Origin of the sequence: Planctobacterium marinum, from assembly GCF_036322805.1 — a bacterium.
GTDB lineage: Bacteria > Pseudomonadota > Gammaproteobacteria > Enterobacterales > Alteromonadaceae > Planctobacterium > Planctobacterium marinum_A.
Genome location: NZ_AP027272.1, coordinates 3,422,210 through 3,439,580 on the forward strand (window position 1 = coordinate 3,422,210; position 17,371 = coordinate 3,439,580).

Genomic DNA, 17,371 nt, shown 5'->3' on the forward strand with positions numbered 1-17,371 from the left:
GCGTTTTTCTTCAAAAACTTACAATCTCACTATAAAACAGTAATAACCCTATGTTTCATAAGTTGTTTATCTGCTCATAAAACTGGATAATAGACGCCGTTTTTCACCATTCACTCTTTAATCTTTAAAAAGCGCTCATGACTGAATTTCTGCTGCTGCTCTTAAGCACGGTACTAGTGAACAATTTCGTCCTCGTACAGTTTCTCGGTTTATGCCCCTTTATGGGCGTATCCAGTAAGCTGGAGACGGCTATTGGTATGTCAATGGCGACGACTTTTGTATTAACGCTCGCTTCAGTTTGCAGCTACCTGGTAGAACAATACGTCCTGTTTCCATTAGGGCTGACTTACCTGCGCACCCTCAGTTTTATATTAGTGATTGCGGTTGTGGTGCAATTTACCGAAATGGTGGTCAATAAAACCAGCCCTACCCTATATCGCTTGCTGGGTATCTTCTTACCTCTCATTACCACCAACTGCGCGGTATTGGGTGTCGCTTTGTTAAATATTAAAGAGCAACACAGTTTTGTTGAGTCCGTATTGTATGGCTTTGGTGCCGCTATCGGCTTCTCTGTAGTGTTGGTGTTGTTTTCTGCCATGCGAGAACGCCTTGCCGCCGCTGACGTTCCGGTGCCCTTTAAAGGTGCCGCTATTGCGATGGTAACAGCGGGTTTAATGTCACTGGCCTTTATGGGTTTCTCTGGATTGGTTAAGTTTTCTTAGGGAGTCGGTTTGAGTTTTATTGCGATTACACTACTGGCATTACTTTTTGGCGCATTACTTGGCTATGCCGCTATACGTTTTCGTGTTGAGAGCGATCCATTAGTTGATCAGATTGACGAGATATTGCCGCAGACGCAGTGTGGCCAGTGCGGTTATCCCGGCTGTAAGCCCTATGCCGAGGCAATCGCCAATGGTGACGACATCAATAAATGCCCTCCCGGCGGCGAAACCACCATTAAAAAACTCGCAGAGTTAATGGGCGTTGAGGCTAAACCGCTGGACGCAGCCCACGGCGAAGAAGACGTTAAAAAAGTCGCTTACATTCGCGAGGACGAGTGCATCGGCTGTACTAAGTGCATTCAGGCCTGCCCTGTAGATGCCATTGTCGGTGCAACGCGCCAGATGCATACCGTAATCGTTGATGAGTGCACCGGTTGTGATCTCTGTGTCGCCCCCTGCCCTGTAGATTGCATTGATATGGTGCCTGTCAAAGAAACCGAAAAGAACTGGCGCTGGCAACTTAACGCCATCCCGATTAAAGAAGTAAAATAGGGATAATGCCATGCTGACAGACATCATCGCTAAAATAAAAAAAGGCCAATTTTGGCAGTTCCCTGGCGGCGTTAATCCGCCCGGTAAAAAATCCTTATCTAATGAGCAAGAGATTGAGCGCCTTCCTCTGGCAGATAAGCTCTACATACCGGTAAAACAGCATGTTGGTGTTGCCGGTCGAGTCTCAGTTGAAATTAATCAGCGGGTGTTAAAAGGCCAGCAATTAACTCATAGTATGAACCCCTTCGCGGTGCCAGTTCATGCCCCCACTTCCGGCACTATTGTTTCGGTAGAGGACCACGTATCCAACTCCCCTTCCGGTATTGAAGAAAAAACTATTGTGTTACAGCCCGATGGTCAAGAAGAGTGGATCGATCTCAAGCCCCTTTCCGATTATCAATCGTTGCCTCGCGTTTCGCTCGTAGAAGAAATTTGCAGTGCTGGCATCGCCGGAATGGGTGGCGCCGGCTTTCCGGCTCATATCAAGTTGTCTTCGGGTAAAAACATCGAGTTTCTGATCATCAATGGTGTCGAATGCGAACCTTACATTACCTCTGATGATCGACTGATGCGTGAACACGCTTGGCAAATCCGCCAAGGCATCGATGTGCTGTGCCATATTCTCAAGCCACAGCAAGTGCTTATCGCCATCGAAGACAACAAACCTGAAGCCTTTGCAGCGATGGAAATTGCCTTTCAGGACAACAGTAACTATTTGCTTTGCGCGGTAGAAACCAAATATCCCGCTGGCGGCGAAAAGCAGCTTATTCAGGTGCTTACCGGTAAAGAAGTGCCATCAAGAGGCTTACCGGTAGACATTGGCATTATTATGCACAATGTCGGTACCTGCTTTGCAATTGCGGATGCAGTATTCAGTGGTAAACCCCTGATAGAAAGAGTAGTAACCCTGACTGGAGAAGCGATTGAGCGCCCACAAAACGCCTGGTTGCCAATCGGCACACCAGTGGGGCATGCCATTGAGCAAGCCAGTTATATAAGCGAGAAGCAGGCGCAAAGGCGCATCATTATGGGTGGCCCTATGATGGGTTATACCTTGCATTCGGATCTGGTGCCGGTGGTAAAAACCACTAACTGTTTATTAGTTCCCGCCGACACTGAAATGCCCACACCGGGAGAGGAGCTGCCCTGCATTCGCTGTGGAGCCTGTGCCGATGCGTGTCCAGCTGGTTTATTGCCACAACAATTGCACTGGCACGCACAAAGTAAAGAATTCGACAAAGCCAAAGAGCTCAACTTGTTTGACTGTATAGAATGTGGAGCCTGTGCTTTTGTCTGTCCCAGCAATATTCCGCTGGTACATTCTTATCGAAGTGCCAAAGCAGAAATTCGCATCCAGGAAGACGAGGCACTGAAAGCGTCCAAAGCCAAAGAGCGCTTTGAAGCCCGGAATGCCCGCTTAGAAAAAGAAAAACAAGAACGAGAAGAAAAAGCCCGTCAAAGTGCAGCAGCCCGTGCTGAGCGGCAGAAAAAGAAAGAAAATCAACCCGACAAGCCCGAAGCCGGCACTGCGAATGATCGCGTCGCTGCTGCGCTGGCTCGTGCCAAGGCTAAAAAAGCGCAACAACAAACTGAAACGGCTTCGCAGCAAAACGAAGCAGCGGATGTACAAAGCAGCCTTACGCCATCGGATCAGCAAGACAGAGTTGCGGCAGCTATCGCCAGAGCAAAAGCCAAAAAAGCGCAACAAGCCCAGGCCACAAACGCTGAAGATGAACAGCCAAGCACCTCGCAAACCGATGCAGTAAAAGACACAGCCGACGCTCGCAGCCCTGAGCCCAAAGACGTCACTGAGCCCAAAGACGGCGCTGAAGTGAATCCGGAAGAGGATAAAAAAGCCCGAGTTGCAGCCGCGATAGCACGAGCCAAAGCGAAAAAACTGCAAAACAGTGCTGCAAGCAGTACTCCATCTTCAGCATCTGATAAAGCAGAAGAGCAACAACCAGAACTTGTACTGGAAGAGCCCGGTTCAGACAACACTGCTTCGGATGAAACAGTAAAAGCAGAAATCTCCAAACAGGATAAAATTGCCGCGGCTATCGCCAGGGCTAAAGCCAAAAAAGCTGCCAGAGCCCAATCTGACAATAACACCGATGACGAGAACTAACCCGTTATGAAATTATTCCTTGCCAGTTCTCCACATTTACGCCAGAAACGCAGCACCCAGGAAATCATGCAGCTGGTTATGCTGTTTGCGGTACCGGGTATCGCGGTGCAAACCTGGTTCTTTGGCTTTGGTACCTTAATCAATATTCTTATCGCCTGTCTTGTGGCCGTTGTTACCGAAGTGCTCATACTTGAGCTGCGCAAAAAGAATTTTGAACTGGCCGTTAAAGACTCCAGTGCCCTTGTCACAGCACTGCTTCTTGGTATATCCATTCCGCCATTCGCACCCTGGTGGATGACAGCCATTGGCGCTTTTTTTGCGATTGCTATCGCCAAACAGTTATACGGTGGTTTGGGTTTTAATCTGTTTAACCCGGCAATGACAGCTTATGTGGTGTTGTTGATCTCCTTTCCGGTACAGATGACTGCCTGGGCTCCGGTGATGGAACTGTCGCAGATAAGTCATAACCTGATGGATGCGCTATCCATCACCTTTACCGGCTATACCACGGAAGGCTACAGCGTCTTGCAACTGAGAACCAACATTGATGGCTTTACCATGGCCACCCCGCTGGATGAAATTAAAAATCAGCTGAACAAGGGCCTCACTGTGCCAGAAATTACCAGCTCTGCCCTTTTTATCGACGCAGGTAACATTGCGGCGGGTTTCGGCAAAGGCTGGTTCTGGATCAATATCGCCTTTTTACTGGGCGGCTTTTTATTGTTGCAATTTAATCTGATCAACTGGCATCTCCCGGTAGGCATGTTGGCAGGTTTGGGGCTCCCTGCACTACTGGCATGGCTTGTTTCGCCTGATACCAACGTATCACCGCTGCTGCATTTATTCAGCGGGGGGACTATGTTAGGTGCATTTTTTATCATCACCGATCCGGTCACAGCCGCCACCAGTAACAAAGGACGAATAATCTTTGGTTTTGGGGTTGGGCTGTGGGTTTACATCATTCGCACTTGGGGTGGCTATCCAGATGCCATCGCTTTCTCGGTATTGCTAATGAACATGTGTGTTCCGGTCATAGACTATTACACACGCCCAAGAACCTATGGCCACAACCAGCAATCAAGTGCTCAGCGCAAGAGCGGGAGTAATAAATGATTAAGGGTATTTCCAGAAATGGGGCGATTCTGGGTGGTTTTACGCTTGCTACCACCATGCTAATTGCCATCACTCATTGGGTTACTTCGCCGGTTATTGCCAAACAAGTGCAAAGCAAAGCGCTGCAAACCATCACCGAGGTCTTTCCAGCAAACTATTGGGACAACGCCATTGCTCAAAACTGCACAGTGCTTAACTCTCCCGCTGGCGATGAATACAAAATCTATCGCAGCTTTCTCAATCAACAACCCTCAGGTTTAGTGATAGAAGCCGTTACTAAACAAGGCTATGGTGGCAATATCAAATATCTGGTTTCTGTGATCGATAACAGTAAAATCGGTGGTGTGAGGGTACTGGAGCACAAGGAAACGCCGGGATTAGGAGATAAAATTGAACTGCGCATCAGTGATTGGATCCACGCCTTCGATAACCAGGCCACAGCTGCCGTTAGCCGCCCTGATTGGGCAGTGAAAAAAGATGGCGGTCGTTTCGATCAGTTTACCGGTGCCACTATCACCCCTCGTGCCCTTGTCAACGGTGTAAAAGACACAGTCACTTTCGTACAGGAAAACTACCAGGCGATATTTGATTTGCCAAACCAATGCAACGCCGCAAAGGACACCGCCAATGACTGAATATCAACAACTGACCTGGCAAGGTTTGTGGAAGAATAATGCCGCATTAGTGCAATTATTGGGATTGTGCCCGTTACTTGCCGTAACCAGCTCGGTGGTGAACGCCCTTGGCTTAGGTATTGCCACTACCTTGGTATTGATCGGCTCCAACTGCACTGTATCTTTGGTGCGAAACCTGGTTCCTAATGAAATTCGAATTCCAGTGTTTGTGTTAGTTATTGCCACCTTTGTGACAATCGTTGAATTGTTGATGCAGGCCTATACCTATAGCCTCTATCAAGCATTAGGGATATTCATTCCATTAATCGTAACCAACTGCGCCATTATCGGCCGTGCGGAAGCCTACGCGTCAAAAAATCCGCTGAAACAATCCGCCTACGACGGTTTCATTATGGGTATGGGCTTTTTAATCGTGTTGGTGCTATTAGGTGCCATGCGTGAATTATTAGGAAATGGTACCCTGTTTGACGGCATGCATTTATTGCTGGGTGAATGGGCGCGCAGTCTGAAGTTAGAGATCTTCACCACAGACAGTCCATTCCTGTTAGCGATTTTACCGCCCGGTGCATTTTTGGGTATGGGACTGTTAATCGCGCTGAAAAACCTGCTCAATGATCGCGTTGAAAATGCAGTGGAAGGCCCGCAGACGCAAAAAGAAGTAACCCGTGCCCGAGTCACCAGCGACGCCTGATTAACTCTCTCAAATTGAAGATATAAAGCATGACCCCAAGCCTGTCAAAACAAGAAAAAGTAAAGGCCATTGTTGCCATCCTTGATGAGCTCTATCCAGAAGTGCCGATTCCATTGGATCACAAAGATCCTTACACCCTGTTGGTGGCCGTATTGTTGTCGGCACAATGCACGGATGAAAGAGCCAATCAAATCACGCCAAAACTTTTTGCCAGAGCTGATAACCCATACGACATGGTGATGCTTAGCATTGATGAAATTAAAGAGATCATCAAACCCTGCGGCCTGTCCCCCATGAAATCCAAAGGCATCTGGCACCTGTCAGATATGATCATCAAACAACACAACGGCCAAGTTCCAGCAGACTTCAAAGCCCTGGAAGCCATGCCCGGTGTGGGACATAAAACGGCTTCAGTGGTGATGGCGCAAGCTTTTGGCATCCCCGCTTTTCCGGTCGACACTCACATCCATCGCTTGATGTATCGCTGGGGTTTATCAAATGGTAAGAGTGTTGAGCAAACCGAGCGCGATGCCAAACGATTGTTCCCGAAAGAAAAATGGAATGACCTGCACCTGCAGATTATCTATTACGGACGGGAATACTGTCCGGCCCGAGGATTCTCGTTGGACAAGTGCATCATCACCCGCCAATACGGGCGCAAAAGCTTTATCAATGAAGTATTGAAAGCGCAAAGTAAGAAGAAAAAGTAGTCATCCAGACTTTAGCCATACCTCACGTTTTGGTAGGCACATATGGCAATTGCAGCGATTATTTCTCCAGCTGAGCAAGATTTACCAGCCAACTGACAAACCTGCGACTTTGCAGGTTATTGCTAAAACGCAGTTTTTGTTGACGGGCTTGGTCAGTGAATACCACATTACATTTGTTGATGGATATCGATGCAATAGGTAAAGCGGCACGATAATGGTGCCCTTCAAAATAGTATGACATTAAATAACTTCCTTGAATTATGAGAGGAGTTTCCCTGATACACTATTGTGTTTTGAAAACAGGTCTAAGAATTGAAAATAAATTGGAATCTTTGCGGGGGATCAAAAGGCCGAGAAGAAAATTCGGCCCTTAATATCGAGTGGTATCGTTTAGCCTACAACAACGTTGCTGGCTTGAGGGCCTTTCTGACCTTGCTCAACGTTAAATGTAACGCTTTGGCCTTCAACCAAGGTTTTGAAGCCTTCAGATGCAATCGAACGAAAATGAACAAAAACGTCTTTACCGCCGTCACTTGGAGATAAAAAACCAAAACCTTTGTCTTCGTTAAACCACTTAACCGTACCTGATACTGAATTTGACATAATAATTACCTTTAAAAATCTTTTTGTTTGGTGAAATCACCGATGAAGCGATAGAACGATCTGGCTAGTAAAGCATGTATATCGATAAAAGCCTTTGGATTAAAAAGAAGATTAAAGAGGGTACAGCGCAGTAGTAGAGAAGATTTACAATCTAAAGCCCGTTCAAGGTACAGTGATTAGATCACAATGTCTATTATTATCGGTAATTTGTCGAAAATAACTGAATCAGTTTCTCTATGAACACCCGGAGTTTTCATCATTTTGACGCAACCAACTTGTATATTCACTGCGTATCAGTAACCTGTTTTACACTTTCACTATTACACTAAGGAACCAATTATGCGAATGCTTCACACCATGCTGCGTGTTGCCGACCTGGACAAATCCATTGCATTTTATACCGATGTAATGGGCATGAAATTGTTGCGCAAAAGCGATAACGAGCAATACCGCTATACCCTGGCGTTTGTAGGCTATGGGGATGAATCAGAGCAGGCGGTTTTAGAACTTACTTGGAACTGGGATACCGACAGCTATGACATGGGCAATGCCTATGGGCACGTAGCGTTTGCCGTAACAGACATATACGCCATGTGCGACGCCATAAAGGCGCGAGGTGGAGATGTTTACCGCGAACCCGGTCCGGTTAAAGGTGGCAGCACCGTTATTGCGTTTGTGCGGGACCCTGACGGTTATGCTATTGAGTTGATTGAAACCGGGAGTTAATCGGCCTGCTGTAGTGCAGACAAAAATTTTGTCTATCACTAACGGCAGCATAAACAAAGGTACTAGAGCCGCGTTTTTTGTTTGCAGTGTTATCCCCAATAGCAATGCTGTTGGCAAATTAGTCAACAACTTAGATGGACTATATGAGCAAAGTAAGCTCATAAAAAGTTTTTTATTCTCATGGAGAAAAACAATGAAGGTGTTTATCGTTTTATTAACCATATTGTTAACTGGATGCGCTGCTTCTGGTGGTAAATTTGAGCAAATAAAATCATTTTCTGATGAAACTACAACCGTTTACGTTATGCGACAATGGGCATTCGGGGGAGGAGCGACATGTCCAGATATCTATTTGAACGGTAAAGAAATTGGTTGTTTGAAAAACGGAGGATTTATCCGAGCAGAGGTCCCAAGTGGCGCTGTTTATTTTAGAGCCGATTATTTCTCTGATAACGATTATGAAACATTAAACACAGTTCCTGGCGAAATTGTCTATATAGAATGGTATTACAAAACGGGTGCAGACATTTACACATACTCTTATGGTCTTGATATCCACGAAGAGTCTACTGCTTTGGAAATTCTGAAGTCTTTGCGTGAATCTGAGTAAAGCCCTGGCGACTCGTAATTACCATGAATAAATTATCGTCGTCTCTCATCTTACTGTATTTGTGCAGCACTACCCTACTGGCAAAGCCATTGGTCATCGCCCACCGCGGCGCATCTGGCTACCTGCCAGAACACACCACTGAAGCCTTAGTCATGGCTTACATGCAAGGTGCCGATTATGTAGAACAAGATCTGGTACTCAGTAAAGATGGCCACCTGACGGTATTACATGACATCCACATTGATACCACCACTGATGTAGCACAAAAATTCCCGAACCGAAAACGCCCGGATGGTCGCTATTACGCCATTGATTTGAATCTGGCGGAATTAAAATCCCTACAGGTGAGAGAACGCACCAATACAGAACAACAGCAAGTGTATGAAAACCGCTTTCGAGGCAAAGCCGGATTTCAGATAGCAACACTGGCAGAGCACATTCAGATTATTCAGCAACTAAATCGTCAACTGAATAAAAATGTCGGTTGGTATATCGAAATCAAAGCGCCCCAATGGCACCTCGACCAAGGCCAAGACATTGCAGAAATTCTGCTTAATAGCTTGAATAAACATAACCTCAATCACAAACAAGCCAAGGTGTTTGTGCAGTGCTTTGATTTTAAACACACTAAACGCTTGCGCCGGGAACTGGGGCTGAAAACACAGCTTGTACAACTTATTGCAGAAAATGAATGGGGTGAATCGGATACGAATTACGAGTATTTAAAAACCCCAAACGGGCTTGCAGAAATCGCAGCAGTAGCTGATGGTATTGGTCCCTGGATACCACAAATCCTGAACTTTAGAGAAGGCCAATATGTTTTAACTGGTTATACTGAGCGAGCACAAGCCGCTGGACTGTTAGTGCATCCCTATACCTTTCGTACAGATGCATTGCCAACAGGGATCTCTGAACAAGAATTATTGGATGCCCTATTCCAGATTGCCAAAGTAGATGGGGTATTTTCCGACTTTAGCGACAGAGTTGTGCAATATCTCAATCAAATCGATGGACACTAATATGCTTTTCTCCGTGTTTAAACAATTTCTGTTGTTGGGTTGCATTAGTTTCGGTGGCCCAGCCGCCCACCTTGGGTATTTTAAAAAGCGCTTCGTGGATGAACTCAACTGGCTAAGTAACGACGACTACGCCCAAATAGTCGCTTTGTCACAATTCCTGCCGGGTCCGGGCTCGAGCCAAACGGGTTTTGCCATCGGCTATCGCATGGCAGGTTTGGCTGGCGGTATAGCAGCCTTTGTGGCTTTTACCCTACCCTCAGTCATCATCATTTTATTATTGGCCAGCTTTGGTACCGGGTTAAATGACACGCCTGTCTATCAAGGTATTGTGCAAGGCTTAAAATTACTGGCTGTGGTGGTGGTAGCTGATGCTACGTTGGGTATGTTTAACAGTTTCTGTAACAACAAAATCACCCAGACATTGTTCGCTGTTACCGCTGTGAGTTGTATTTTATTACCATCACTCATGCTGCAAATGTTGTTATTGTTAATCTGTGCTTTGGTGGGCCTGATTAGGTTAAAGACCAGTGCAGCGCCGCAAAACAAACCAACATCTGCCGTCAAACCCAATTCACTCGCACTGTTGCTCTTTGGGTTAATGCTATTAGGCTTACCGTTTGCTGCTCACATTGCACCAGAACTGGCCATGGCGAATACTTTTTTTCATGCCGGTAGCCTGGTGTTTGGTGGTGGACACGTGGTCCTGCCCATGTTGCAAAGTATGTTGAGTGACACTATCAGCAACGATGTATTTCTGTCGGGCTATGCCGCTGCACAGGCTATTCCGGGTCCCATGTTTACCTTTGCCACTTGGTTGGGTTATCACTGGTTACCTGCAACACCTTTATTGGGAGCAAGTATTGCCACCCTGATGATCTTTTTACCGGGGTTTTTATTGCTTATTGGATTTTTGAAATCCTGGCAGTCCTTATCTGACAACCCTAAATTACAAGGTGCAATGTTGGGCATTAATGCCTGCGTTACGGGATTGTTACTTAGTGCGCTGTATCAACCAGTGTTTATCAGTGCAGTCAGTGGTGCAATGGAAATGGTGCTGGTAATAGTGGGGCTCTGGCTTTTAAAGTCCATCAAAGCCCCGGTGATGTGGCTGGTTGGGTTTTATGTGTTAGCCGGGGCTACCCTGTTGGTTTAATAGCCCGCAGAACCGGTTTGCACCGTGACAAAGGCCAGGAAAATCAGGTAGGCGGCGGCGCCAAAGCCAATGGAATTGCAGCTCAAAAAGATGAATTTACGCAATGCTTCTAACGGCCCTTGGTCTGCTTTTTTGCTTATGTTCATTAGGTTACCTTGCTATTTTTTAAAATCACTTGCTCTGCTTTAGCTATCGGCCATAAGGGAAAATTACTTGAATGAAAAAACCGATTTTTAAGCGGAAAGTTTTACCAGCGGCTCAACTTTTGTGGTTCTGTCTATTAAGCACGTTTAGTCATTTCGCCATAGCGGATACAAGCCCACCTCCTCAATCAGAGAAAGCTGGCTACGTACCGCCATTTAAACTTTTCGATAATGTTTATTACGTGGGTGACAAGTGGGTGTCTTCTTATCTGGTGAAAACTTCAGAAGGGTTGATTGTTATAGATACGCTGGAATACCCATGGAGCCAATGGATAGCCTCAAATATCAGCGGCCTGGGTTTTGATATAACAGATATCACCTTGATATTGATTACTCACGGTCATTCCGATCACGCCAGTGGGGCTGGTTGGTTACAGGTACAAAGTGGCGCTGAAGTGTTAATGACGATCGAATCTCATAAGGTCCTTAATCAATGGTTGCAAAAAGCGGACAACGCCAGCGTTCCTTTGCCCCAAAATATTAAGTACCTGCAGGACAATGATGTCATCAAGCGAGGCGATACCACAATGAAAGTGATCAGCACTCCTGGCCACACCGATGGGGCTATTTCAATCGCACTAGATGTTTTTGATAATAATACACCTTATCGGGCACTGATTTTTGGCGGTGTAGGCACCAACTTTCAATCTCTCGCCTTAGCCAAGTTCTATCAAGAAAGTGTCCTTAAGCTACGCAGACTGCATGAACAACGTCCGTTTGATGTTAACCTGGCTAACCACCCCCACCGGGCACAACTATTTGCAAGAAAACAACACAAAAGTGGTACAAATCCCTATATTGACCGTACTGGTTTTGGTGAATTTTTAAAGCAAATTGAAAATATGGGAAAGCTTAAATTCAGAGAGCTCAACCAAAAAGCTAAAATCGGAGAATCACAATGAAATTACTATCGACCTTTGTAATGCTGTGCGCACTAACACTAAATATTGCAGCCGTTCAGGCATCCGTAATCGAGGGTGCGGCAGACATCAGAAACTTGAAACAGTTGCCAAATCAGGTTTATACCGGAGGCCAACCCGATAAAGCTGAACTTGAAGCTCTGGCCAAAAGCGGGGTTAAAACCATTATCAATTTCCGTGGTCAAGGTGAGTTCAGCGACTTTGACGAAGCTGCGGTAGTGGAACAACTGGGTATGAACTATGTGCATATCCCCATTGATAGTAAAGATGCTTTGTCACAGGAAAACGTGGCACGCTTTCACGCGGCGTTAAACGAACATCAGGATGGTGTGTTTTTGCATTGTGGTAGTGGCAATCGCGTTGGAGCTATGTTTGCTTTGGATGCATTTTGGAACAACGACAAATCTAAAGAAGAAGCCATCGTTATTGGCCTTGAGTCCGGTATGACATCGCTCAGAGGCCATGTTGAGAGCCTGCTCGACGTTCAGTAAGAATAATCGTAGCAGTGCGGATGTTTACAACACCTGTAAACATCCCTTTCAACCTCATGTTAATTCTTTGTTAACTTTTTCACAGCGAAAGGCTGACATTGCTTTGGTTATCTCGCAAACTAGGCAAAAACAACAATAAATAGCCTTACCATGATGAGTTTCATTGGCCTGTTCGGTGGCCTTGCCCTTTTGATATTCCTTACTATTCGCGGTTTCAATTTATTCATTGCGGCTCCCTTATGTGCGCTGTTCACGGCGCTGTTTTCCGGCTTACCTGTGTTTTTGGGAGACAATAATTTCATCAGTAGTTATATGAATGGCTTTTCCGGCTTCGTTGCCGCCTGGTTTTTTATGTTTTTGTTGGGAGCCTTATTTGGCAAGTTCATGGAAGACACGGGTTGTGCTGATGCGATAGCCAATACCATCATTGGCAAGCTGGGTAAAAAGCACGCTGTCGTTGCAGTCGTATTGGCTTGTGCAGTCTTAACTTATGGTGGTGTCAGTGTTTTCGTGGTGGCATTTTCGGTGTATCCCATGGCACTGAGCTTATTCAAAGACGCTAATCTGCCCCGCCGCTTTATTCCGGCAGCATTAGCCTTTGGCTCGGTGACATTTACCATGACCAGTGCCGGCTCTCCGGAAATCCAAAACTGGATCCCCATTAAATACCTGGGTACATCCCCTTTTGCCGCCTGGGAGGTGAGTCTGGTGGTGTCTTTGTTTATGGCAGTGTGGGGATTTTGGTGGTTGAATAGAATGATCCAAAACGCCGTGGCTAATGGCGAGCGATTTAATAGCCGGGAAAGCGATCCTGACCTGACAGAGCAGCGAGAGTTACCTAACTTCTGGCTCAGCATCTTGCCTTTGTTTGTGGTGTTGGGATTGTCCTTCGCCTTTCATGAATCCCTGCAGCAGCTGGCACTGATTGTGGCATTAGGTGGTGGAGTACTCACCTTGCTAGTACTCAACTTTAAACGCTTCAAGGATATCTCTTCTGCGGTGAATCAGGGCACGGTGGGCGCACTATTGGCGATTGGTAATACTGCCGCTGTCGTGGGCTTTGGTTCGGTGGCTAAAGCGACTCCGGCTTTTGAAAGCGCCGTATCTGTTATGACCAGCTTGCCTGGCAATGAACTTGTAGGGGCGGCGGTAGCCGTTAGCGTGATTGCCGGATTAACAGGGTCAGCTTCTGGAGGCCAGGCAATAGCAATGCCGCTGCTTGGGCCGCATTATTTAGAGCAAGGTGTGAATCCCGAGCAGTTACACCGTATTGTATCTATCTCATCTGGCGCCATCGATACACTGCCCCACAACGGCTATATCGTGACCACAATTCGCGCTATCTGTGGCGAGACTCACCAGCAAGCCTATTGGCCGGTGGCGGCCCTCACTGTGGTTATTCCCTTGGTAGGTTTGATGTTAGCCGTTGCTCTGTTTTCGGTGTTCTAACAAAAAAGCCGCTAAAGAGCGGCTTTTCAAGTCGATTGTTAAAAAGGTCTACACCTTCTGCATGCGTATCACTACCCGTCGGTTTTTAGCACGCGAGTTGGAGGTAGCATTAGACGCTGCATGACGACGTTCACCGTGGCCTGTTACATCGATTCGACCTGAATCTACGCCCATTCCCACAAAGTAATCGCGTATAGCACCGGCTCGTTGTACTGACACTTCTTGGTTCTTGGATTTACCGCCGTAACTATCGGTGTAACCGTCTAACAGCACCAATTCCAGTTCCGGATCTTCTTGCAGATAAGCGCCAATCATATCCAGCTTGCGCTTGGAGGCCTTGGTCAATTCAGACCCGCCAAACTTGTAAGTAAGCACTGTATATTTAATGTCGTCGAAGCTGTATGGCAACAGGTTAGAGACACAGTTTACGAACTGCTCGTAGGGCTCATGAAAATTACTGGCATTTAGCGCCACTGCCACCTTATCGTATTCGCTGTACCAATCCTGATAATAAAGCGTGGGCCAGAAGCCCTTCTCCAACTCAGATAGCATGGTCCAGGCGGCTTGCTCGGGTAAGTCGCCGTCGAATTGCTTACGAATTGTCATATCCGCAATAGTTTTGTGTATTAGTCCCGGCATCCACTTAGGTGGTACAGAATAGACCGCCGCTACCCCGTAACTTTTAGGCAGGCGCAGCATATCCAGGTTAAATTCCATGTTCAGAATTTTGCTGGCCATACTGGTGAAGGACGCCGTACCGTAACCCGGAATGCGATGGTTCAATGTACACTGCAGCCGATTTGGTTGGTCATTAAACCAATTGGATTCTTCCACATCCGCTTTGTATTGCCGCAAACTAGCATTGGCTAATAAGGGCACAACTAATAACAATGCCAATAACTTTTTCATTATTGCCTCGTTTATTCTTTTCTTTTATTACCGTCTAACACAGCAAGCCATGCCCGCTGCTCTCTCCACATCCTGTATCGACCATAATAAAAAAAGGTTGAACATAAATAACAACCCGGCTCTCAACGTCATACTTACACCTTTCAGTTTAACAGCGCAAAGCTTAGTTTGCCTAATTTGTTATCGGAAACTGCTGCTATCCTGAGCAACCGTTAGATTAAACATGGATATGTGGCTCCAAGCCTGTAATAATTGTTTTTTTTTGATTTTCAGGATCTCAGTCAGGATTACTATGCAGGATGATGGACACGCTATTAACGAGCGTTTTCGCGGTTACTTCCCCGTCGTTGTAGATATAGAAACAGCTGGCTTTAACGCCAAAACCGATGCATTACTGGAGATCGCGGCGGTTACATTGAAAATGAATTACGAAGGCTTTTTGTCTATCGATAAGACCATTCATTTCCATGTTGAACCTTTTGAGGGCGCTAATCTGGAAAAATCGGCCTTAGACTTCAACGGTATCGACCCACACTGTGCTTTGCGCGGCGCCGTATCAGAAGAAGTCGCACTGAAAGAAATGTTCAAAGAAATTCGTAAACACCAAAAAGACGCCGATTGTCAGCGATGCGTTATGGTGGCGCACAATGCGGCATTCGATATGAGTTTCTTAAATGCTGCTACAGAGCGACAAAACATCAAACGCAGTCCATTCCATCCATTTGTTTCGTTTGATACCACCAGCTTGTCGGCACTCATTTATGGTCAAACGGTATTGGTAAAAGCTTGTGAGGAAGCCGGTATTGCTTTTGATCAAGAAGAAGCGCACTCAGCGTTATATGATGCAGAAAAAACCGCACAGTTGTTCTGTAAAATCGTTAACCGGGTAAAACACTTAGGTGGCTGGCCACTATAAGCAAGAAATTTAAAACACTAAAAATTGAGGCCATTAAAAAACCCGGCAATTGCCGGGTTTTTATTGTCTATTGGGAACTTAGCCTTACAGGCCTTCAGCGTTCTCAGAAAGGTAAGCTGCAACGCCAGCCGGGCTTGCGTCCATACCTTTTTTACCTTCAGACCAACCAGCTGGGCACACTTCACCGTGCTCTTCGTGGAAGTTCAGAGCGTCAACCATGCGCAGCATCTCATCGATGTTACGGCCTAATGGCAAGTCATTAACTACCTGGTGACGAACCATGCCTTCTTTGTCGATTAGGAAAGAACCACGGAATGCAACACCTGCATCTGGGTGCTCAACGTCGTATGCTTGACAAATTTCGTGCTTAACGTCTGCAACCAAGGTGTATTTAACTTGACCGATACCACCGTCTTTCTCGGCAGTATTACGCCATGCGTTGTGAGTGAATTGTGAGTCGATAGAAACACCGATCACTTCAACACCACGCTTTTGGAACTCTTCATAGCGGTGATCGAAAGCGATCAACTCAGAAGGACATACGAAGGTAAAATCTAAAGGGTAAAAGAAAACAACGGCTGCTTTGCCTTTGATAGCTTCAGCAAGGTTGAATTCGTCAACAATTTCACCATTACCCAGTACTGCTGCAGCAGTGAAATCAGGAGCCGGACGACCTACTAGTACACTCATTATATTCTCCAATAATAGTTAACTAATTTTTCTCGCAGACGCAGCGTCTGCAAGAATACAAAATCGAATACGGGAAGGATATAAGGACGGTTCAGTAAAAACCAATCTATTAATTCAATCAAATGATTCGATTATTCCAATCACCTGTTGAGTTTCTAATCACTTGTTCGAAAACATAGCACAAACAAAAAGTTTTGATGGTGAAGTGCAGAAAAATAATACAAGTTAACCCTTGCATTTTTCTAAATAACAATTATTATCATTTGTATCGGCAAGTGAGAATGATTTGCATCTCCAAACTTACCAAAAAGCCGATGCGAGTTCACTTTAACTATTTTCAGGAATTATTGATGTACGTTTGCCTTTGCAACGCAATTACCGATAAAGATATTAAACAAGCTGTCACTGAGCAAGGTGCCGGCAATATTCGCGATCTGCGCAATCACATGTCCATCGCAAATCAATGTGGTAAATGTACTCAAATCACTCAGCAAATCATTGATAGCACGATTCTGGACGAGTCCCTGTTCAAAGAGGTTTGCTGAGCCAATCCTAATTTAACCTTCCGAGACTTTAATGAGGGCCTGGATTGGCCCTCAACTATTTTTAGCTCTCTGCACTGTCACCGCTATTTGCGCGTTCAGCCGCCTCTTTAATCAAGGGTTGCAACTCACCTTGCTGATACATTTCCAGCAGGATGTCACTACCACCAATCAACTCACCTTCCACCCAAAGCTGAGGGAAAGTAGGCCATTCTGCATACTTGGGCAGTTCAGCGCGAATATCTGGGTTTTGCAAAATATCTACATAAGCAAACTGCTCACCACAGCTCATCATAATTTGTGCTGCCTGAGAAGAAAATCCGCAACTAGGCAGTTTAGGAGAGCCCTTCATGTAAAGAAGAATCGGGTTCTCTGCAATCTGCTGTTTGATTTTATCTAGCGTTTCCATTGTCTGGTTCCTGTTATTTACTGACTGTTGCAACAATAATTGCGGTGATTGGCATTTTTTCAAGATCCAGCCTGCCACGCAACCTGCTTTTAATACCAAAATTTAAAGTGATCGGTTTAAATATTTTAAAGCGTACTTATATACCGGAACGGAAATAGTTAAAATTTTTCTTTTTAAGAAAAC

The 17,371-nt window shown here is 45.8% G+C and carries 22 protein-coding genes; 16 read left to right on the forward strand and 6 right to left on the reverse strand.

Going from position 1 to position 17,371, the window contains the following annotated elements; all coding sequences use genetic code 11:
- The first annotated feature begins 137 nt into the window (after nucleotides 1-137).
- Genes rsxA through nth form a run of 7 tightly spaced genes read left to right on the forward strand, consistent with a single transcriptional unit; the run spans nucleotide 138 to nucleotide 6,548 of the window.
- A complete protein-coding gene (rsxA, locus tag AABA75_RS15235; RefSeq protein WP_338293500.1) occupies nucleotides 138-722 on the forward strand; it encodes an electron transport complex subunit RsxA in 585 nt (194 codons plus the stop codon).
- Between the two features lie 9 nt (nucleotides 723-731).
- Complete coding sequence (gene rsxB / locus AABA75_RS15240) at nucleotides 732-1,274, forward strand: electron transport complex subunit RsxB (protein ID WP_338293502.1); 543 nt, start codon at nucleotides 732-734, stop codon at nucleotides 1,272-1,274.
- Between the two features lie 10 nt (nucleotides 1,275-1,284).
- Complete coding sequence (gene rsxC / locus AABA75_RS15245; protein ID WP_338293504.1) at nucleotides 1,285-3,399, forward strand: electron transport complex subunit RsxC; 2,115 nt, start codon at nucleotides 1,285-1,287, stop codon at nucleotides 3,397-3,399.
- Between the two features lie 6 nt (nucleotides 3,400-3,405).
- Complete coding sequence (gene rsxD / locus AABA75_RS15250; protein WP_338293506.1) at nucleotides 3,406-4,512, forward strand: electron transport complex subunit RsxD; 1,107 nt, start codon at nucleotides 3,406-3,408, stop codon at nucleotides 4,510-4,512.
- Nucleotides 4,509-5,147, forward strand: coding sequence for an electron transport complex subunit RsxG (gene rsxG / locus AABA75_RS15255; protein ID WP_338293507.1), 639 nt, complete (start codon nucleotides 4,509-4,511; stop codon nucleotides 5,145-5,147). The genes rsxD and rsxG overlap by 4 nt, the downstream gene beginning before the upstream one ends.
- Nucleotides 5,140-5,838 (forward strand): electron transport complex subunit E, encoded by a 699-nt coding sequence (locus tag AABA75_RS15260; RefSeq protein ID WP_338293508.1) that lies wholly within the window; start codon nucleotides 5,140-5,142, stop codon nucleotides 5,836-5,838. The genes rsxG and AABA75_RS15260 overlap by 8 nt, the downstream gene beginning before the upstream one ends.
- A 29-nt stretch (nucleotides 5,839-5,867) precedes the next feature.
- Complete coding sequence (nth, locus tag AABA75_RS15265) at nucleotides 5,868-6,548, forward strand: endonuclease III (protein WP_338293509.1); 681 nt, start codon at nucleotides 5,868-5,870, stop codon at nucleotides 6,546-6,548.
- A gap of 58 nt (nucleotides 6,549-6,606) precedes the next feature.
- Here nth and AABA75_RS15270 read toward each other — a convergent pair whose 3' ends face one another.
- Nucleotides 6,607-6,789, reverse strand: a complete 183-nt coding sequence (locus AABA75_RS15270) for a hypothetical protein (RefSeq protein WP_338293511.1) — start codon at nucleotides 6,787-6,789, stop codon at nucleotides 6,607-6,609.
- 149 nt (nucleotides 6,790-6,938) lie between these two features.
- Nucleotides 6,939-7,151, reverse strand: coding sequence for a transcription antiterminator/RNA stability regulator CspE (gene cspE, locus AABA75_RS15275; protein WP_338293513.1), 213 nt, complete (start codon nucleotides 7,149-7,151; stop codon nucleotides 6,939-6,941).
- Between the two features lie 339 nt (nucleotides 7,152-7,490).
- Between cspE and gloA the strand changes: the two genes are divergently transcribed.
- The 4 genes from gloA to chrA are packed head-to-tail and all read left to right on the forward strand — an operon-like array spanning nucleotide 7,491 to nucleotide 10,659.
- Nucleotides 7,491-7,877 (forward strand): lactoylglutathione lyase, encoded by a 387-nt coding sequence (gene gloA / locus AABA75_RS15280; RefSeq protein ID WP_338293514.1) that lies wholly within the window; start codon nucleotides 7,491-7,493, stop codon nucleotides 7,875-7,877.
- A gap of 28 nt (nucleotides 7,878-7,905) precedes the next feature.
- Complete coding sequence (locus tag AABA75_RS15285; RefSeq protein ID WP_338293515.1) at nucleotides 7,906-8,487, forward strand: DUF2846 domain-containing protein; 582 nt, start codon at nucleotides 7,906-7,908, stop codon at nucleotides 8,485-8,487.
- A 23-nt stretch (nucleotides 8,488-8,510) separates the two neighbouring features.
- Nucleotides 8,511-9,506: a glycerophosphodiester phosphodiesterase gene (gene glpQ, locus AABA75_RS15290; RefSeq protein WP_338293516.1), complete on the forward strand. Its 996-nt coding sequence runs from the start codon at nucleotides 8,511-8,513 to the stop codon at nucleotides 9,504-9,506.
- A 1-nt stretch (nucleotide 9,507) separates the two neighbouring features.
- Nucleotides 9,508-10,659 (forward strand): chromate efflux transporter, encoded by a 1,152-nt coding sequence (gene chrA, locus AABA75_RS15295; RefSeq protein WP_338293517.1) that lies wholly within the window; start codon nucleotides 9,508-9,510, stop codon nucleotides 10,657-10,659.
- On the opposite strand, the gene AABA75_RS15300 is transcribed toward chrA, so the two are convergent.
- Nucleotides 10,656-10,805 (reverse strand): hypothetical protein, encoded by a 150-nt coding sequence (locus tag AABA75_RS15300; protein ID WP_338293518.1) that lies wholly within the window; start codon nucleotides 10,803-10,805, stop codon nucleotides 10,656-10,658. The two genes, chrA and AABA75_RS15300, sit on opposite strands and share 4 nt — an antisense overlap.
- A gap of 71 nt (nucleotides 10,806-10,876) precedes the next feature.
- Between AABA75_RS15300 and AABA75_RS15305 the strand changes: the two genes are divergently transcribed.
- From AABA75_RS15305 to AABA75_RS15315, 3 genes are all read left to right on the forward strand, one after another.
- A complete protein-coding gene (locus tag AABA75_RS15305) occupies nucleotides 10,877-11,764 on the forward strand; it encodes an MBL fold metallo-hydrolase (protein WP_338293519.1) in 888 nt (295 codons plus the stop codon).
- On the forward strand, nucleotides 11,761-12,273 hold the full coding sequence (locus tag AABA75_RS15310) for a protein tyrosine phosphatase family protein (protein ID WP_338293521.1): 513 nt from the start codon (nucleotides 11,761-11,763) through the stop codon (nucleotides 12,271-12,273). The genes AABA75_RS15305 and AABA75_RS15310 overlap by 4 nt, the downstream gene beginning before the upstream one ends.
- Nucleotides 12,274-12,423: 150 nt before the next feature.
- The gene (locus AABA75_RS15315) at nucleotides 12,424-13,722 is read left to right on the forward strand and encodes a GntP family permease (protein WP_338293522.1); all 1,299 of its coding nucleotides are present in this window, start codon (nucleotides 12,424-12,426) and stop codon (nucleotides 13,720-13,722) included.
- Between the two features lie 48 nt (nucleotides 13,723-13,770).
- On the opposite strand, the gene AABA75_RS15320 is transcribed toward AABA75_RS15315, so the two are convergent.
- Nucleotides 13,771-14,631 (reverse strand): flagellar protein MotY, encoded by an 861-nt coding sequence (locus tag AABA75_RS15320; protein WP_338293524.1) that lies wholly within the window; start codon nucleotides 14,629-14,631, stop codon nucleotides 13,771-13,773.
- 292 nt (nucleotides 14,632-14,923) lie between these two features.
- Here AABA75_RS15320 and rnt point away from each other — a divergent pair, with 292 nt between their 5' ends.
- On the forward strand, nucleotides 14,924-15,547 hold the full coding sequence (gene rnt / locus AABA75_RS15325) for a ribonuclease T (protein ID WP_338293525.1): 624 nt from the start codon (nucleotides 14,924-14,926) through the stop codon (nucleotides 15,545-15,547).
- Nucleotides 15,548-15,631: 84 nt separating this feature from the next.
- On the opposite strand, the gene AABA75_RS15330 is transcribed toward rnt, so the two are convergent.
- Nucleotides 15,632-16,237 (reverse strand): peroxiredoxin, encoded by a 606-nt coding sequence (locus AABA75_RS15330; RefSeq protein ID WP_338293526.1) that lies wholly within the window; start codon nucleotides 16,235-16,237, stop codon nucleotides 15,632-15,634.
- A 350-nt stretch (nucleotides 16,238-16,587) separates the two neighbouring features.
- On the opposite strand from AABA75_RS15330, the gene AABA75_RS15335 reads away from it, so the two are divergent.
- Entirely contained in the window at nucleotides 16,588-16,782 is a 195-nt protein-coding gene (locus AABA75_RS15335) for a (2Fe-2S)-binding protein (protein WP_338294866.1), read from the forward strand.
- 61 nt (nucleotides 16,783-16,843) lie between these two features.
- Here AABA75_RS15335 and AABA75_RS15340 read toward each other — a convergent pair whose 3' ends face one another.
- Entirely contained in the window at nucleotides 16,844-17,188 is a 345-nt protein-coding gene (locus tag AABA75_RS15340; RefSeq protein ID WP_338293527.1) for a Grx4 family monothiol glutaredoxin, read from the reverse strand.
- Between the last annotated feature and the right edge of the window lie 183 nt (nucleotides 17,189-17,371).

Bases quoted from the DNA above. Each gene is read 5' to 3' on its own strand.
- rsxA (WP_338293500.1), top strand. From the start codon at position 138: ATGACTGAATTTCTGCTGCTGCTCTTAAGCACGGTACTAGTGAACAAT.
- rsxC (WP_338293504.1), top strand. From the start codon at position 1,285: ATGCTGACAGACATCATCGCTAAAATAAAAAAAGGCCAATTTTGGCAG.
- rsxD (WP_338293506.1), top strand. From the start codon at position 3,406: ATGAAATTATTCCTTGCCAGTTCTCCACATTTACGCCAGAAACGCAGC.
- rsxG (WP_338293507.1), top strand. From the start codon at position 4,509: ATGATTAAGGGTATTTCCAGAAATGGGGCGATTCTGGGTGGTTTTACG.
- AABA75_RS15260 (WP_338293508.1), top strand. From the start codon at position 5,140: ATGACTGAATATCAACAACTGACCTGGCAAGGTTTGTGGAAGAATAAT.
- nth (WP_338293509.1), top strand. From the start codon at position 5,868: ATGACCCCAAGCCTGTCAAAACAAGAAAAAGTAAAGGCCATTGTTGCC.
- AABA75_RS15270 (WP_338293511.1), bottom strand. From the start codon at position 6,789: ATGTCATACTATTTTGAAGGGCACCATTATCGTGCCGCTTTACCTATT.
- cspE (WP_338293513.1), bottom strand. From the start codon at position 7,151: ATGTCAAATTCAGTATCAGGTACGGTTAAGTGGTTTAACGAAGACAAA.
- gloA (WP_338293514.1), top strand. From the start codon at position 7,491: ATGCGAATGCTTCACACCATGCTGCGTGTTGCCGACCTGGACAAATCC.
- glpQ (WP_338293516.1), top strand. From the start codon at position 8,511: ATGAATAAATTATCGTCGTCTCTCATCTTACTGTATTTGTGCAGCACT.
- chrA (WP_338293517.1), top strand. From the start codon at position 9,508: ATGCTTTTCTCCGTGTTTAAACAATTTCTGTTGTTGGGTTGCATTAGT.
- AABA75_RS15300 (WP_338293518.1), bottom strand. From the start codon at position 10,805: ATGAACATAAGCAAAAAAGCAGACCAAGGGCCGTTAGAAGCATTGCGT.
- AABA75_RS15305 (WP_338293519.1), top strand. From the start codon at position 10,877: ATGAAAAAACCGATTTTTAAGCGGAAAGTTTTACCAGCGGCTCAACTT.
- AABA75_RS15310 (WP_338293521.1), top strand. From the start codon at position 11,761: ATGAAATTACTATCGACCTTTGTAATGCTGTGCGCACTAACACTAAAT.
- AABA75_RS15315 (WP_338293522.1), top strand. From the start codon at position 12,424: ATGATGAGTTTCATTGGCCTGTTCGGTGGCCTTGCCCTTTTGATATTC.
- AABA75_RS15320 (WP_338293524.1), bottom strand. From the start codon at position 14,631: ATGAAAAAGTTATTGGCATTGTTATTAGTTGTGCCCTTATTAGCCAAT.
- rnt (WP_338293525.1), top strand. From the start codon at position 14,924: ATGCAGGATGATGGACACGCTATTAACGAGCGTTTTCGCGGTTACTTC.
- AABA75_RS15330 (WP_338293526.1), bottom strand. From the start codon at position 16,237: ATGAGTGTACTAGTAGGTCGTCCGGCTCCTGATTTCACTGCTGCAGCA.
- AABA75_RS15335 (WP_338294866.1), top strand. From the start codon at position 16,588: ATGTACGTTTGCCTTTGCAACGCAATTACCGATAAAGATATTAAACAA.
- AABA75_RS15340 (WP_338293527.1), bottom strand. From the start codon at position 17,188: ATGGAAACGCTAGATAAAATCAAACAGCAGATTGCAGAGAACCCGATT.